8 protein-coding genes are annotated in these 17,197 nt (G+C 51.2%); 2 read left to right on the forward strand and 6 right to left on the reverse strand.

Translation table 11 applies throughout. The annotated features are described in order from the left end of the window. Positions 1–5: 5 nt before the first annotated feature. Complete coding sequence (locus tag ACN6MW_RS04800) at positions 6–1,250, reverse strand: helix-turn-helix domain-containing protein (RefSeq protein ID WP_419874439.1); 1,245 nt, start codon at positions 1,248–1,250, stop codon at positions 6–8. Between the two features lie 162 nt (positions 1,251–1,412). Here ACN6MW_RS04800 and ACN6MW_RS04805 point away from each other — a divergent pair, with 162 nt between their 5' ends. After that, positions 1,413–3,710, forward strand: coding sequence for a beta-glucosidase family protein (locus tag ACN6MW_RS04805; protein WP_419874440.1), 2,298 nt, complete (start codon positions 1,413–1,415; stop codon positions 3,708–3,710). A 99-nt stretch (positions 3,711–3,809) separates the two neighbouring features. On the opposite strand, the gene ACN6MW_RS04810 is transcribed toward ACN6MW_RS04805, so the two are convergent. Both ACN6MW_RS04810 and ACN6MW_RS04815 read right to left on the reverse strand, forming a co-directional pair. Continuing rightward, positions 3,810–4,103: a hypothetical protein gene (locus ACN6MW_RS04810; RefSeq protein ID WP_419874441.1), complete on the reverse strand. Its 294-nt coding sequence runs from the start codon at positions 4,101–4,103 to the stop codon at positions 3,810–3,812. Positions 4,104–4,187: 84 nt separating this feature from the next. After that, positions 4,188–5,306, reverse strand: a complete 1,119-nt coding sequence (locus tag ACN6MW_RS04815) for a saccharopine dehydrogenase family protein (RefSeq protein WP_419874442.1) — start codon at positions 5,304–5,306, stop codon at positions 4,188–4,190. Between the two features lie 212 nt (positions 5,307–5,518). Between ACN6MW_RS04815 and ACN6MW_RS04820 the strand changes: the two genes are divergently transcribed. Beyond that, positions 5,519–6,601 carry a response regulator transcription factor gene (locus ACN6MW_RS04820; protein ID WP_419874443.1) on the forward strand — a complete coding sequence of 361 codons (1,083 nt, stop codon included), beginning with the start codon at positions 5,519–5,521 and terminating at the stop codon, positions 6,599–6,601. Between the two features lie 111 nt (positions 6,602–6,712). On the opposite strand, the gene ACN6MW_RS04825 is transcribed toward ACN6MW_RS04820, so the two are convergent. From ACN6MW_RS04825 to ACN6MW_RS04835, 3 genes are all read right to left on the reverse strand, one after another. Next, a complete protein-coding gene (locus ACN6MW_RS04825) occupies positions 6,713–7,129 on the reverse strand; it encodes a VOC family protein (RefSeq protein WP_419874444.1) in 417 nt (138 codons plus the stop codon). 172 nt (positions 7,130–7,301) lie between these two features. Next, on the reverse strand, positions 7,302–7,559 hold the full coding sequence (locus ACN6MW_RS04830; RefSeq protein WP_419874445.1) for a DUF7667 family protein: 258 nt from the start codon (positions 7,557–7,559) through the stop codon (positions 7,302–7,304). Positions 7,560–7,769: 210 nt separating this feature from the next. Then, positions 7,770–17,135 carry a family 43 glycosylhydrolase gene (locus ACN6MW_RS04835; RefSeq protein WP_419874446.1) on the reverse strand — a complete coding sequence of 3,122 codons (9,366 nt, stop codon included), beginning with the start codon at positions 17,133–17,135 and terminating at the stop codon, positions 7,770–7,772. Between the last annotated feature and the right edge of the window lie 62 nt (positions 17,136–17,197).

Here is a 17,197-nt window from a genome sequence, read left to right on the forward strand (position 1 = left end):
ACCGCTCACTCCCTCGGATAAGCTCGAAATTGCTTAGGCGTTACGCCTGTCAGCTTTTTAAACGTTTTCGTAAAATGGCTCTGGTCGTAAAAATTAAGCCTCGCCCAAATCTCGGACAGTGTAAGCTCGGAAGCGCTTAGCAGCTTCTTCGCCTCCTCCACCTTCTCCTGGATAATATAGCTGTGAATGGGCATTCCGACTTCTTGCTTAAACAGCTGCGATAAATAATTTGCATTTAAGCGCATCCGCTCCGCAAGCATCGCAACGGTTACCTCCTCATAAATATGGCTGTAAATAAATTGCTGGCACTCGGCAACTACCCTCGAAAATTTGCCGGCACGGCTATGCTTCACACGCTCCGCAAATGCGAGCATCGCTTCCGTCCTGCTCCTGATGACGCTCCCGATATCGGTAAGCTCCTCCATATGCTGAATATATAAATCGCTCATCGTAAACGCGATTTCTGAATGAAGCCCTCCCTCAATCGCTGCCCTCGTCGCCAAAGTGATGCCCGCTACCGCTATGTTTTTCTGGCTTCGCAGATAGCTGTTTTTGGACAATATGCCAAGGTTGCTCGGCTCGAACCGCGCATACTCCCCCAACTGCTCCGTTCTGCCCTCTTTGATGAATTGAAAAAGCTGTTTCTCCAGCCCCACATCATGATGCAATGCGTTTATTTCTCTTTGGCTCGACAGGTTCCGGTCAATATGCTGTGCAAACCCCGCATGCTCTTCCTCCGATAATGCCGCTCCGCGCTGGAGAATATCAAAGGTGCTTAGTTCTTCGCCATATAGCAAAAAATACAATAATGCGCTCGCATGCAGCAGCTTCAAGCTCCCTATCACCGGCAGTGAAAGGTAATATTTCCGCGCGTCCTCCTTCAGATCCGAAGGCAGCCCGTAATCGTTGATTATTCCTGTAATGGCTTCATCGGAGATGTCCGTAAAGGCCGAGGGCCCGACGATGACATAGCCAACATGCCGTTCCTCCCGCCGCACCTGCGTGATGACAAAGTTCTCCAACCCGTTCCGGCTTTGGATAAGGGGATACTCTGCAGTAGCTTCTTCGATTTGCAGCTGTTCCATCGATTCGCGAAAGCTTTTATGCAATGGGCCCTCTAAAGCAGTGCTGCCTTGCGAGCTTGCAAGCAGCTCCATATCCCTGTTTATATAATAGGCCGGCACTTGAAAATTATTGTACATCAGCCTGCATATGGCCGTGATTTGCCCATCGGATACGGCTTGTCCCATGAAAAGCACTCCTTTTAGGCGCCATCCTTGCCTATGGCCGCAAGATTTAGAATAAATACTATTTTTCAATGTATTTTACCATAAATCTTTGTTTTTTTCGTTTAAAATGGGCTTACGGAAAGAAATGAAAGCGCTATTAATGTTCTGAAGGGAGCTAGGACAATGACAAGAAACATAAAGAAAATCGTATCGGAATTGACGCTGGAGGAAAAAGCGGGGTTATGCTCCGGGCTTAATTTCTGGCATACGAAGGGTGTAGAGCGGCTGGATATTCCCTCGGTCATGGTGACAGACGGTCCCCATGGACTTCGCAAGCAAAGCGGGAGCAGCGATCATCTCGGCCTGCTGGACAGCGTTCCTGCAACCTGCTTCCCGTCTGCTGCCGGGCTCGCCTGCTCCTGGGACGTCGAGCTCGTGCAACAGGTCGGCATTGCGCTTGGCGAGGAATGCCAGGCAGAGGATGTAGCTGTGCTTCTCGGGCCTGGCGCCAATATTAAACGCTCGCCGCTTTGCGGACGCAACTTCGAATATTTCTCGGAGGATCCTTATTTATCCTCGGAAATGGCCGCTGCGCATATCAACGGCGTGCAGAGCCAAGGGGTCGGCACCTCGCTCAAGCATTTCGCCGTCAACAACCAGGAGCATCGCCGGATGACGGTTGATGCGATCGTGGACGAACGCACGCTGCGGGAAATCTATTTGGCGAGCTTCGAAGGTGCGGTAATAAAAGCGCAGCCATGGACGGTCATGTCCTCCTACAATCAAGTAAACGGCGCGTTCGCTTCGGAAAACAGCCGCTTGCTTACGGATATTTTGAAGAAGGAATGGGGTCACCAAGGCTTTGTCGTCTCCGACTGGGGCGCCGTCAATGAACGCGCTGCAGGCCTGGCAGCCGGGCTTGAGCTGGAGATGCCGTCCAGCAATGGCGCAGGGGACCGCAAAATCGTCGAAGCGGTTCAAGCAGGCCTTATCTCCGAGGCTGCCCTGAACGATGCGGTTGAACGGATTTTGACCGTCGTATTTAAATCCGTGGACAACAAAAAAGAAAATGCATCCTATGACGCGGAAGCCCATCATCAGTTGGCGATGAAGGTCGCGGCCGAGAGCATGGTCCTTCTGAAAAATGAACAAGCCATCCTCCCGCTGGCCAAAAGCGGCTCGATTGCCGTAATCGGCGCCTTCGCCGATGCGCCAAGGTATCAAGGCGGCGGAAGCTCGCATATTAAGCCGACTAAGCTTGATAACACGTACGCAGAGATCGTCCGGACGGCCGGAGAAACAGCCAATGTCTCCTATGCGCAGGGCTATAAGCTGGAGAATGACGATTTAGATGAGCAGCTGCTGCAAGAAGCGAAGACTGCGGCAAGCCAAGCCGACATTGCCGTATTGTTCCTCGGCTTGCCTGACCGCTACGAGTCGGAAGGGTATGACCGCCAGCATCTGAACATTCCAAACAACCAGCTCGCTCTTCTTGAAGCCGTAGCAGAGGTTCAGCAGAATCTTGTCATTGTGCTCAGCAACGGCTCGCCTATTATTATGCCATGGCTTGGCAAAGCCAAAGCCGTGCTTGAAGGCTATCTAGGCGGCCAAGCGGTGGGCGGTGCGATTGCCGCCATCTTATTCGGCGATGCCAACCCTTCAGGGAAGCTTGCCGAGACATTCCCGGTTAAGCTCAGCGATAACCCTTCGTTCTTGAACTTCCCTGGCGAAGGCGATAAAGTCGAGTACAAGGAAGGCGTGTTTGTCGGATACCGCTATTATGATACGAAGGAAGTCGAGCCGCTTTTCCCGTTCGGCTATGGTTTGAGCTACACAAGCTTTGCTTACAGCAATCTGTTCGTGGATAAAACGGAGTTTACGGATCAAGAAACCGTTACGGTTACCGTCGACATTACAAATACTGGAACGGTTGCCGGCAAAGAAATCGTACAGCTCTATGTCCGAGACTCCGTCAGCACCGTGATCCGCCCTGCCAAGGAGCTGAAGGGCTTCAGCAAGATTGAGCTTCAGCCAGGCGAGAAGAAGACCGTTTCCTTCCAGCTAAGCAAACGCGCTTTTGCCTATTATCATGTAGGCTTGCAGGACTGGCATGTCGAAACCGGCGAATTCGAGATCCTCGTGGGCGCTTCCTCAAGGGATATCGCCTGCAGCCAAACCGTGCAAGTGCAATCCACGGTCAGCATCCGCAAGCCGGTCACGATGAACACGACTTTTGGCGACCTGCTTCAGGATCCCGAGCGGGCTGCCGCTGCAAACGGCATGCTGCAGCAATTTTCCGAGGGCAGCGGCATGATGAGCTCTCTTATGGAAGACGCTCCCGAGATGATGGAAGCCATGCTGAACTTTTTGCCGCTTCGGGCGCTTGCCATGTTTAGCCAAGGGGCCGTAACCGAGGAAGCCATTCAAAAGGTTATTGCGCAAATGAACGAAATGCAACCTAAAGCTGTCCTTTTACCGTAAAAAGAGCTGTCCCGCTGGTTTTTAAAGACCCGCTGGACAGCTCTTCCTTTTTTCGTTTCATCGTCGGGCTCCGTCAAATGGTACTGCCCGTGATAAAGCTCATTCTTCCTCAACGATGCGGCCGAACGATACACGCGAGGACAATTGGCTCGTATCCATGCTTGCATACGCATCCATCATATTCGGCACATGCAGGCGTGTCAGCCTCATTCCGGAAACGATTTTATACAGCGTGGAAAGTTCCTGTTCCTTCCATTCCAGCAAATTTTCAGACGTCAGCTCGCCTTCGTATGCAAAAATCTGCTGAAGCCCCGCATGAAACGGTTCACGGTTATTTGGACTCGTTTGCTCATACTCTTCCAAAATAAAAGCAATCATAGCTGTCCTATCCATGCTTCACTCCCTCCCCCTATCCCGATAGCGATTCCTATAAATGGTAAATTAATCCTAATTATATCAAATCATTGGATGAAAGCACTAGCTTTGCATGTGAGACCAGCTTTGGATAGACGGGATGACCGTATGGCAGCCTGTACCCTCATAATGAGTTAGACGCAGCGTAATCCCATGATCCATTAAATCCAGCTCAAACAACTGCTCGATATGAAAGATACCCTTCGGCAGCTTGTTTTCGTACATCAGCTTCGCGGCCGCCGCGGCAACCGCAGCGGTTATATCCGCTTCCTTCACGCCCTGAAGTCCAAATTCGGCCATGGCGGCAGTCCCGGCAAGCTTACCGTAACCGGTTACCTTCACCGCAAAGCCCTCCGAACCAAACCTCAGCTTTCCTAACGAATGGATCATTAGCTTCTTAATGGGGCTGAAAGACATGAAACGTATGAAACCTGCTTTCCTTATCCAAGCGATGAAAACTGTCGCTATTCGAGAATCGAAGCATAAACGCGTCGAAATCGTTGGCATGCCGAGCGTCTTCGGCAGCGTCTGTTGATCGGAGAAAGGAAAGCGATAGGCGGTTCTTGTTCCCCATCCATCGCCGAAGTCTGTCTTGATTCCTTCCGTGAAGCTGTCCGCCTTCCTTGTACGGCCCTCTTCCGTAATATCGAAAGTCGCGCCAAGGCTGTTTACCGTCCATTCAATTGCAGCTTTCCCATGCGTGTCTCCTAATCCGAGCATAATCCCAATGTCGGCTCTGGTGACTTCCTCCAAGGCGTGCATGGCCTTAAGCACAAGAAGATTCGTAAGGCCGGGCGCAAGACCGACACTTAACAGCGCAGTTCCGTCTACCTCCTCTTTCCGCTGCTTCACTTGCTCCATTGCTTCAAAAAAACGGCCGTTTGCCGATACATCCACATAATCCGCGCCAGCCTTTAAACAAGCCTCCGCAAAATCCGCCGCGGTCTGATCCAAGCACATAATGACGAGCTTGACCCTCTCGAGCTGCTGCCTGCTTATCGGTTTCTCCACATCTATAACAAGAGGCTTAACCCCGCCTCCCATTCTGCTGCAGAAGGCCTCCGCCCGCTCGAGGCTTCTGCCTGCCGCATAGACGCTGCCAAAATATGAAGCTGAAAGCAGCTTGCATATCTGCCCTCCGACATGACCGTATCCTCCAACGACTATAATGTCTGTTTTCATAACGGAGCCCTACTTTTCTTTATCTCGAACAAGCTCTCATTGCTGTCCATCGACACATCTGATTCCTTCATTGCTGCTCTCTCCTATACTCGTTCTTCTGTTCATCCTCGTCTCCGTTCGGTAAAATAAAAAGGAATTACTTTTCATTATTCCTGAGGAACAAAATGAACGCTATCCCACAAATATGGGAATTTTGAGTAGGAGGCCATGCTATGGCTGATCGTTTGGAAGCTTTGAAACGTAAATTAGGCACGCTGGAATCCTCAACGCTTTCCGTGCAGCAATGCCGTGAAGCCGCTTTGACCATAATTTCGGATACTGTTCCTTTTGCGGCTGCATGCTGCACCTCCGTGGATCCAGTAACACTGCTGTCGACCGGTTCTTCTACCGATGATGTCATTGAGGCCATTCATCACCAGTTATTTGCCTATGAATACGGCCACGGGCATGAGGATTATAACAGCTATGAGCACTTGATCCATGCGCCTCTTCCGGCTGCCAGCTTAAGCGCTGCGACAGAGGGGATGCTCAGCCGCAGCGGGCGATTCCGGGAGGTGCTTGCGCCTGCCGGCTTTGGCGACGAGCTTCGAGCCGTGTTGCTTAACGAAGGAGCCTCCTGGGGGTATTTAACGTTATTTCGACGAAGCGGCGAGCCTGCTTTCCGCGAGGAGGAGCGTCTGATCCTAGCCGCGATTGCTCCCGGCCTGGCGAAATCGATAAAAAACGTTGCGCTAAAGCCGTCTTTGTCAAACATTACCGCCAAAGCCAAGGGATCAGGCATTCTTATCCTGACCGACTCGCTTGAGCTGAGCAGCTCCAATGCTTCCGGCATCCACTGGCTGGCCGAGCTCAGAAAGCTGGAGCGAATCGACATGGAGACGCTGCCTAGACCGCTGCGGGCGGTTTGCTCGCGCGCACTCGGTCAAAGCCGCGAATATGCCGCTTCAACCCAGATGAAAGCAGCGAAGGTGTGCCTCCTGATGCCGGACGGGTTATACCTGGCAATTGAGGCATCCAAGCTGGAAAACTCCTACGGCCTTGTCCAGCTTGCGGTAACGATGGTGCCTGCCAAACCGGCCGACATCCTCCCGCTTATTACGCATGCATACGCACTGACTACGCGGGAATATGAAGTGGCCGAGCGAATCATTAAAGGCTTCTCTACCAAGGAAATGGCGCAATCCCTGCATATTTCCGCCTACACCGTCCAAGACCACCTCAAATCCATTTTTGTCAAAATGGGCGTAAACAGCCGGCGCGAGCTGCTATGGGAATTGGTCTCCAAACATAGCTGATGCGGGGATTCCCGCGCTCTGCATTCGTTCAATTTTCTTGCTCGGCTCCCTGCTGCAAAAAGCACAAAAAAGAGGCTGGGAAATTCGCCAGCCTCTTTCTTCGTATATCGTTTAGCCCTGCTCGATGGCGCTAGGCTCCATAAACACAAGCTCCCATAGATGATTATCCAGATCCTGAAAGCTCCAGCTATACATAAATCCATGGTCAACCGGATCTCGGTACGGCTTTGCATCCGCTGCAAGCGCTTTGTTTACGATCTCATCCACTTGCTCTCTGCTTTCCGCTCCAAGGGCAACGATAACCTCAGACGTTTTTGAGGCATCCGCAATTTCTTTATCAATAAATGATTTATAGAAATCTTCTACCAGCAGCATCGCAAAAATATTGTCTCCGATTATCATGCAAGTGGCGTTCTCGTCGGTGAATTGCGGGTTAAATTCAAAGCCAACCTTCGTAAAAAATTCAACGGACTTATTCAGATCTTTAACCGGAAGATTCACAAAAATATTACTGGATTTAAATGCCAAGACCAATCACCTCTTCATTAGAATGTTGAGCATTCGATAAGATTCCTATCAAATCGCTTTGATTATATCCTTATTCTAGCATTTTTCACAGCCTATGATTTCTTATGGATTGCTATTTTTCGAAATTGCGGCACACGCAAACAAGCCAGAAGCCGTCCGGTAAGCGCAGTGCTTATTTTTCAAAAAATGCCGGACGCTTGCTCTCGTAGTATCGTTCCATCTTATCGATCTCCGTTGAGATTTCGAGCAGCCAGGACTCATCGCCCGTCATGCTCGCCATATACCCGAAATTATATTGCTCGGCCAGCCGCTGCGCATATTTGGCATTCAGCTTCAGGCAAGAATCCAGTTCCGAATTTTCTTGTTCCGTCAAGCCCCGGCTTTGCTCCAGCAGCCAAAGCTCGGCCATCCGCCAGTGAATATTCATCATCGCAATCATTCCTATCCGTCAAGATGTATTCTCCTTTCCATTCTTTCCCCATTTCTTTGAAAATAGTCTCCTGATTGCTAATCTCCTACTCTATTATTTCTCCAAATAAAAAACACCCTTGGGAAAACAGAGAAATAACCGGCTTGCCGGTATTTCTCTGATATTCCTAAAGGGTGTCATTCATCCTGTTATTAAAGCCCGTTCATTCGCTTACAGCAATTGGAACAAGCTGTAAATGATTTTTGCGGCCTCCGCTCTTGTTGCGGTTTCTTTCGGTGCAAAACGGTTACTGCCTTTCCCGTTAATGACGGCTGCTTGCTGCATCGCTGCCACGCTCTCGGCTGCGAAAGCGCTAATTTCCGCTTGATCCGCAAAAGGCTGTGCAGCGTCATCCCCGGCAAGAACGGCACCTGCTGCCTTCGCAGCACGGTACGCCATAACCGCCATTTCTTCCCTGCTGATCGCATCGTTAATGCCGAAGCTTCCGTCCTGCTTGCCTTGAACAATGCCATGCTTCTGCGCCGCCGCTACCGCATCATAGTACCATGCATCCTGCTGCACATCGGTAAATGTACTAGTCGCATCAACAGAAGGCAATGACAATGCTCTCATCAGCATCGTGATAAATTGTGCTCTTGTAACCTTAGCGCTTGGAGCAAATTCATTATTGCCCACTCCGTTAATCATTTCACGGGCCGCTAATGCCTCAATGCTCGTTCTAGCCCATGCCGCTTTCGCAAGATCGCTAAAGATGACCTTCTTATGCAAAGCTGCATACTTACTGAAGTGGGACACCGTAAAGGCAACCTTGCCTGTTTCCGCGATGTATTTTGCATTTTTCACGATTTCAGGCTTGCCGCTCTCGTTGATGTAGTATACAACGACGAGGTTAGGATCTTCATTAGGCTGGAGATCGTAATCCAGCATAACTTTAATCGGCTCACCGCTGAATGCAGTAATGTTTACTCCAATAATGGCTGCCTTGAAATCAAACAAAGGTTTATTTCCTAGCAACGCTTTGGTTTCAGCCGGCATCGAGCCGACATCCGTTTTTGTAACCGACCAGACGACCTTTGCCATCGGGTCTTCATGGCTTGTGAAAGATCTCGGATTAAAGGTAAACGATGCAAGGCCTAAATCAATGGTTAAACTCTTAACTCCTTTAGCAGCCGCTGCCTCCAGCTGACCGTCCGTAAAGGCCAAGGATACTTCCTTCGCTGCTTCAAAGCCGCGAACCTCTACATGAATCCCTTCACCTGCTGCCTGGGCGAGCAGCTTATTGAAGTCCGTGCTTGAAACCGCGACCGCAAGCAATCCTTCACCATTTGGCTTACCTGCAGGAAGCTTCAGCGTATCGCCGTCAATTTCCGCTTGAGCATCCGCCGGCGGTGTCACGACAGGAGGCACATTCGGTTCGCCGCCCGTTGTTTGTCCCGTAACCGTAATCGAAAACGTCCCATAAACAGCCGGCGTGCTGATTGATACGGCTTTTACGATGACCGTACCGTCTGCTGCTGCCGTCAACAAACCGGTTGACGAGATTGTCGCATAGGTTTCTCCGCTTACGATGGACCATGCCACGCTTTTATCCGACGCATCCTCCGGCAATACGGTAGCATGCAGCTGCAGCTTACCGTCATTTTCAGTAATCGCTGTTGCCCCTGCCTCCCCTGTGACTTCAACGGACAGCACCGGCACCTCTACAGGCGGTTTTTGGTTAGAAGGCATAAGCTGAGGCGTGATTGTGGGACCCCATACCTCCATCACATCCAGGCCGTCTGCCGTCTTAACAAATTGTACGCGGTCAATCGCGAGCTTTCTTGGTTCGGTTTGGTCAACATTGTAATGCGTGTGATACACCATAAACAGCTCTGTGCCATCTGGCGAGTAGACCAAGGAATGATGGCCTGCGCCAGGCACGATGACATTCGATTTCATAATCGGGTTATATTCGTATTTGGTCCAAGGCCCTGTCGGCGTCGGTGCCGTCGCGTACCCAACGCCGTAATCCGGGCTTTGGAAATGATTGCCGGAATACGTCATATAGTAGGTTCCATTATGCTTGATGACGAACGGCCCTTCATTAATTTGCGCGACAGGCGGCTTTTGGCTCAGCTCCCACTCTTGGGTCGGGCTAAACACCTTCTGCAGCGTCTCGTCTTTCATCGTTTTCATATCGTCGTTCAACTCGGCTGCCCAGATCTCATTGTTGTTGTTGAAGCGCACAAAGTATATATACGTTTTCCCATCATCATCCGTATAGATATGCGCATCTATTTCTTTCGTCGCATGCATAGGCTCTTGCACGTCTTGGACAAATGGTCCAAGCGGCGAGTCGCTTGTCGCAACCGCCAGATGCTCTTCTACTACATAGTACATGAAGAATTTGCCTCCGCGTTCAATGACCTCCGGTGCCCAGAAATTGATGCTGCCCCATGAATCTTCGTTTGAAAGCGCCAATTGGCCATGCTCTGACCAGTGGACCAGATCCTCGGACGTATACACCTTGAATCCATCCCTCATTCCGCCTGCCGTCGTGTTTGTGCCGTAGAGATAATACATTCCCTCATGCGACAGCACGAACGGATCCGCGATGTTTCCAAGCAATGAATTCGTATAAGCCGGTTCGGTTGAATTTTCTGAGTATGAGCTGATCTTCACGTTATCAAACTCGGCATTCGCATTCCAGGTTCTGAAGCCGATAAAGCCCGTTGCGGCATGCGAGCTGTCGAGCAAATCAAATTTAGGATAACCGTTAACGTTAAGCGGGTTATCGTCAATAAAGACTTGAATGTGGTTTTCATCGGCAACGACCGTAATTTTGTAAGATACATTCGTAAAGATCGGAAGCCTCTTAGACGCAATTTCTTTCCACTTGCCGCCGCTCATTTCCCCTAGCACGGCTGTATGCGCAGCCGCATTAATGCCCACATAGTATCCTTCCAAAGCATCTGCTCCGACACCAAGCCCGGATGCCCGGAAAATAAGGCCTGCTTCGTTACCGCTTACGATTTTCACGTCTGCCTCAAGCTTGAAATCGGTAAATTTACGTTCTTGCAATACCGATTTGTAACCGGCTCCCGCATTTACCGAATAAACGCCGTTCGCGGATTTCCATTCTCCTCCGAATGTGCCCCAGCTGCCTTCGTTATAGCTGCCAAAGTCCTCCTCGAACAGCACGCTTGGAAACGGCTCCGACTCCGTTACATTTACGACGGCCTGCCCGCTGAAGTCTCCGGCAAGGGATAGGGCCTTGATAACGGCTCTTCCGGCTGTCTTCGCTTCTACTAAGCCTTCCGCATTCACTGCAGCGATTTCCGGATTCGAGGATGTCCAGATCACCTCGGCGCCGCTTGCGCCTAAGTTCGTCAGCTGGCTCGTTTCTCCTGCTTGAAGAGTTTGCGTCTTAGGCGCCAGGTCCACGCCGCCTTGAATCGCTCTTACCGCGAAATACTCGAACTTCGCGTTGATCGGATCATTCCCGGCCACGATGTTATTCGCGAAAAATCCGATTTTAATAGTCGTAAGATTCGCTGTTACGGCAGCAGCCGCTTGTATCCATTCGTAACCGTCCCAATAATAGGTCGTATAACGGTTGCCGATCTTCCGGATTTTAAGCGTCATGGTATCTCCGCCCGGATGTTCAACTTGATTAGCCGGTTTCTGATACACGCGGTTTATTTCATAGGCGGTTTCTACCGCTCTGCCATTCACCCAAACATGGGCAAGCTTGATGAAATTATCCGCATTTTGCCAAACGAACAATCCCGCCTGCTGATGGTTTTTGGCAATGGGCGCCGTTACTTTCGTAACGATCTCAAAATCGCCGTCCCCCGGGACGTTTCGAAGGAATACGTTATTTTGCGAATTATTGTCTTGATAAACATCGGTAGCGGTCGTATGGATCGTCATCGAACCAGGGTTTTGCGTTAAGCTCCAATTGCCTGCGCTCTCTTGGAAAATCGACCATACCCCGTTGTCCAGCGTCGTGTTGTCGAACGAATCTACCGTATACCCGGTTAGATTAGGTTCGCCTGCTTCCCCGCGGACAGTCACGGTGATTTCCGCAATAATCGCAGCATTGTCCGCGCTTGCGACTTTGATTTGAGTTGTGCCCTTTTGCAAGCCATTAACCGTAATCGTGATGCTGCCCGATGCGGTGTCCTTGCCCGTTACCGCTGCGCCAGCCACCTCTGGACTAGAAGAAGTCACGATAACATTTTTATTCGTGCCCGTGATTGGGCGAATCGAAGCGACGATGGCTGCGGAATCGCCTGCAGTCACGGTCAAGCTTGGCTGATCTACCCGGAGCGAGGCTACCGGCTGCGAGCCTCCTTCTTCTTCGATACGCGTTAATATAATCGAATCGAGCTGCGCAAAATTCGTTTTCTTCGCCAAACGGATCGTATTCGTACCCGCTTGAAGAGTTACATCCATGGATGACGGGTTTATTTGGTTCCAACCGAAGTTTTTGAACGCGATCTCTTGTTCGGCGCCGCCATTAACCGTTACGGCATGCTTCGCGATCGCTCCACCTGCACTGCCGTTATCAGCCATAACAACCAAGTTGTAATCGCCGGCATGCTGCACGTTAACGTTAAAGTCCACATAATCGCTGCCCGGCGCGTCCAAATGGCCGACTACTTTGCCGCCCGATGCATTTCCTGAATCGCCTGCTTTGGCTTTGCCGCCAAGCACGGCATCCTCGGCTTCTAATTTAAATCGCTGAGCGGCAGGCGTGCCTGAAGGCTGCTCAATCTGCTCGCCGTAAGCTGCAGGTATGCCAAAATTCGGCGTGCCGTCTGAATTCCAGGTAAACTTCTGCGCTCTCACGCTGCGGTTTGCCCAGCTTCCGCCGCTGTTTAAGGTTGCATGGTAAACAATCCAATCTTCTGTGCCGTCCGGCGAGGTTGTGAAGGTGTTATGTCCCGGACCGTAAGCCTTCGGTGCTTTGCTGAACACAGGCCCGCTCTTCGTCCATGAAGCCGCGTTCAGCACATCGCCATCCGTATTTGTCAGCATGCCGAGCGTATAATCATCCGTCCAGCTGCCGCTTGCCGAATAAACGATAAAGATTTTCCCGTTTTTCATCAACACCTCTGGGGCTTCGTTGATGAATGGCGAACCGTTCAGCTCCCAAGCCTGATCCGGCGTCGAAATTAGCACGCGGGGGCCGCTAATCGTCCAAGGATTGCTCATTGGAGCGATATAGAGATTTTGGCGGACGTTGACGTCGCCTTCCCAGCCAGACCAAACAAAATACATCGTTTGATCGTGCTTAACCAAAACGGTGCCGTCAATCGCCCATTTATCCGTCGAATCCGCTATTTTTCCTTTGAAAGTGTATTCTCCCTGAGGGTCCTGCGACATGCCTTCCAGCACGTACATGCGATGGTTGTTGTTATTGCCGTCGTCCGCCGCGAAATAGATATACCACTTGCCGTTCAAATATTGCAGCTCCGGCGCCCAAAGTTCCTTTGAATACCTCGTGCCGCTAGGCGGCGTATATACCGTCACGCGCGGAGCCGTACCGATATCCTGCAGCCTTTTTGCTTTGGCTACCTGCAGAGAAGAATCTTTCTCCGACTTCACGTAGTAATAGTAGCCATCCTTAAAGACGATGCTCGGATCAGCCGAGCCCGCTCCGCTTGATACCGGCACAATCGGATTTTGGAAAAGCGTGCTGGCCGCAACCGAGACCTCGGCCGTTGCGGTTTTACCGCCTTCAACCGTCGTTACGGTTACCATTGCCGTACCGGGGCTTACGCCCTTCACAACGCCGTTTGCGCTAACAACGGCGACACCCGGATTATTGGAGCTCCAGGTCACATCTTGCTTCGATGCGTCTACCGGCGTTAGCACCGGAATCAGCTGCGTCGTTTGATCCACCTTCAAGCTTACGGCCTCCGGTGTAATCGCGACCGATTCCACGCTCTTTCCGGAATAGATCGGAAGCATGGCTTGCTTAGGCATTCCCGCCGCGGACCATTTCAGATGCAGGCTGGCATCCCCCGCTGCGTGCACATATTCAATTTTGACCGGAAGCCTCTGGCCCGCAATGAAGCTCAGCTTGCCGCTAACCTCTTCTCTAACGAGGCTGTTTTTATTAATGACCAATTCGCCATTGACCCAGACTCTTGCGATATTATCGCTGTCTGCATAAAGGGTGTATTCCCCTGTCTGCTCCGGCATGACCGTTCCCGTCCAGCGGATGGAGAAATGATCCTCGCCAATGCCTGCCGTCGGATCCGGCGAGCCCGTTCCCTTCTCGTCGCCAAGATCAAAATCAATTCTTGTCGTCATCGATTTTTTGGCCAATTCCGAGAAATTGTCGTCCTTATAATATTGCACGTTGAACACCGGCAAGGTCTCAAAGCCTTCGCCCAGCAGCGCTTTAACATCATTTACATCCCAAGGATGGCCGTCCGGATACACAATGCCGTGGAAAGGAATAGCCGGCTCCGAGGTTAGCGGCGTCACATCCGAGCCCCATGGGAATCTCGTATTGGAGCGGCCGATGCCCAGCTCCCAAATCACATACCCCATACCTCTGCCGCCGTAGTTCTCGACAACTCCAGGAAGGGTTTGAGTCAGCCTGTTCATCAGCTCATCGGCCAGCACTTCCTTGCTCACGCCAAAAGGCGTCGGGTAATCCGATTCATACGGATGCCAAGTCATGAAATCAGAGAAGGGGCCGCCGGAGAATTGCCCTCCCGTCGATGAGATTGGCAGGGTTGAACCCGTTTCTTTAATCCAAATGCGCGCATCGTTCATAATTTGCTTCGTCACGACATCCATCAAGCCGCTTTCGCCATTGCTCGGCTCGTTATAGACGTTCCAGAATGCGATTCTTGGATCGTCCTTATGCGCATTGACGATGCCCTGAACGTATTCCTTCAGTTTTTGTTTATTAGCGGCATAATTCGATTTGACCGCATCTCCCGGCCCTTCAACCCAGCGGCTGTTATGGGCCCCGTACCTTGGTGCCTGCTGCGGTCCGAATACAGGGTAATCATTCCAGCAATCATCAAAGAAAACGAGCTCCACTTTGATGTCGTACTTATCCGCCAGCTGAAGGAAATCCTCCAAATTAGCGAGCAGCGCTTCCTTGTCGTTTTCCCAAAGCAGGTTATGTACGAACACCCGCACAAAGTTAATGCCGTAGTCATGGGCGTAGGAAAGCTCCCTGTCGTTAATATCATGGTCATACTCATTCCATTGCTGGATCTGATTCACCACATTCGTCGGAACAAATACGGCTCCCTTCACCCAAGACCAATCATAGGTTGGCTGCGTGACAGGCCCTGTGTCCGTTACCAAAAGATTGTCGTAAGACGTGTTCAGGAAATGCGACCTTACGCCGACAGCTCCTTCTGTAAACATCCGGTCGACGACACTGACGATGATTTCATCGTTGATGTACACTTCGATATTGCGTCCTTCGGCAACTACCTTCATCCGGTAGACCGTATTCAGCTTGACGGTAAAAGGTATGGAGGCCAGTTCCGTCCAATTGTTATTCAGCCTGCCGACCTGAACCCGGTTATTCATGCCAATGCCGGCATAATAGCCTTTTAAATTATCGGCTCCGACGGATGGATTGCTCACCCGGAAGATTAAGCCCGCATTATCAGGGCCGGCACCATCGTTAATTTGAATGTCCGCCTCATATACGAAGTTGCTGTAGTTCGTGCCGTTCGCGACTGATTTGAAGCCCGCTCCTTTGTTTACGCCGTACTTTCCTGCAGAAACATTCCAAGTCCCCCCATAGACGGACCATCCGTCTGCGTTGCCGTCTTCGAAGTTTTCGGAGAAGCCCGGGCTGCTTTTGGTATATACGCCGCTGCGAACGGCCGAATCAAACAAACCGCGTTTACCGGCGACTGCTTTCACGGTCGTCGTTTCCGTTACCGTAATCGGCCCGTTATAAACGACTGAAGCCTGAGTCGGGACGCTTCCGTCCGTCGTGTAATAAATGACGGCTCCTTCTGTGGGACTTGTTATAACGACCTGCTGCGACTCGGCAAAATTTGCTGCTTGCGGCTCAAACACCGGCGGGGCAGCTTGCTCCGTAATCGCGGTTAAGCCACTCAGCTTCAGGTTGTCGTAAGAAACCTTGCCGCCATCGTTCCAGGCCCTAATCCCTACCGTTCCCGCAGTATAATCCGCATCCGTAAATTGCGTTGTCAGCTTGCCATTTACGTACACGTAATAAGTCGTACCGATTCCGATAATTTTCAGATGGTTATCTTGGTTCGGATAGACTTCCGCAGCCGCTTTGGCTACCTCTGTCCACGAACCGTTTCCATTGTTCGCATTCGCATTCATTTTCCCAATTTGCACATAACCCTTTAAGTTAAATCCAACATAATAACCGTTCATCATATCGGCGCCGTTGCCGGGAGCCGTTACCCGGAACACAAGTCCGTTATCCTGCCCGCTGGTACCGGGATTGATGTCGCCTTCCCATATAAAGCTTTCAGGCGCTGCTTGGATCATGGCTTTGTCGCCCCGCGGATTTTGAACGGCATACCGGCCGTCCGCAACGGTCCAAGCCCCGTTTTGAATTCCCGTATACGTGGCCCAGCCTTCCGCATCGCCATCCTCGAATGGTTCATCCAGCAGGCTCTCGCTTGCTGCGATTACATAGAGAGCGCTTACAGTATCGGACGCCATTTGTCCGTCCTTCTCCGCATACGCCTTAATGCCTACTGCCGACGTCACGACGAACGGCGAGGCATACACGGGAGAATCCGCATTAGGCTCACTGCCGTCAAGCGTATATCTAATCACAGCATCTGGAGTAGCAGAGGTTAGTGTAACGGTTTGCTGTGTTTCATAGCTGCCGCCGGCCAGGCTGAATTGCGGAGGAGCGGCCGCCTCTGCGGAATATTCCCTAACTTTGATGTTATCGACCGTACTCGTCCCCCACCAGGTACGAAGGCCGATTGCGCCTCCCGTCACGATTTGTTTGCCGTCATCGTCGATGACATCGATTTTGGGCGTAACCATATCATTCACGTAAACTTGAATATGATTACCGACAGCTGTAACCTTCACCTTGCCGCTGGTCCAAGGGATCGCGACGCGGCTAAGCTCCTTCCACTCGTTATTTCCGGTCACTCTGCCAAGAACCGCCTTTTTGTCGACCGTTATCGCCGCAAAGTAGCCGTTATACCCGTCCAGCGCGTTATCGGAAGTATGGGTTGTACGGAATAACAGACCTGTCATATCCGAATTGTAGCCGGACACCCGAAGATCCGCTTCATAAACCAGATCGGTAAAATAAGTGCTGCCTGCAACCGTTTTGGCCCCAGGAGCACCGTTAATGCTGTATTCCTTTGCGGAATTCACCGCCCAAACCCCGCGGTTACCCGCGTTATCCGAACCGTATTTATCCCAATCATCCGCATTGCCGTCATTGAAATCATCCGTGAATACGGCGAGCGGCTGCCCTTCGGCGGCGTACACCGGCGGTATGGACGGCACAAAGGTGACTAACAAGCAAACGCATAATATACAAGACATGATGGCATGAAATGAATGACCTTTCTTCCTGACCGAAAATCTCTGCACTTGTTCTATTCCCTCCCCTTGGATAAGACGCTAAACCAAATCGGTTTAGTCATCATTACTCA

Origin of the sequence: Pristimantibacillus sp. PTI5 (assembly GCF_048572955.1) — a bacterium.
Classification (GTDB): Bacteria; Bacillota; Bacilli; order Paenibacillales; family Paenibacillaceae; genus Pristimantibacillus.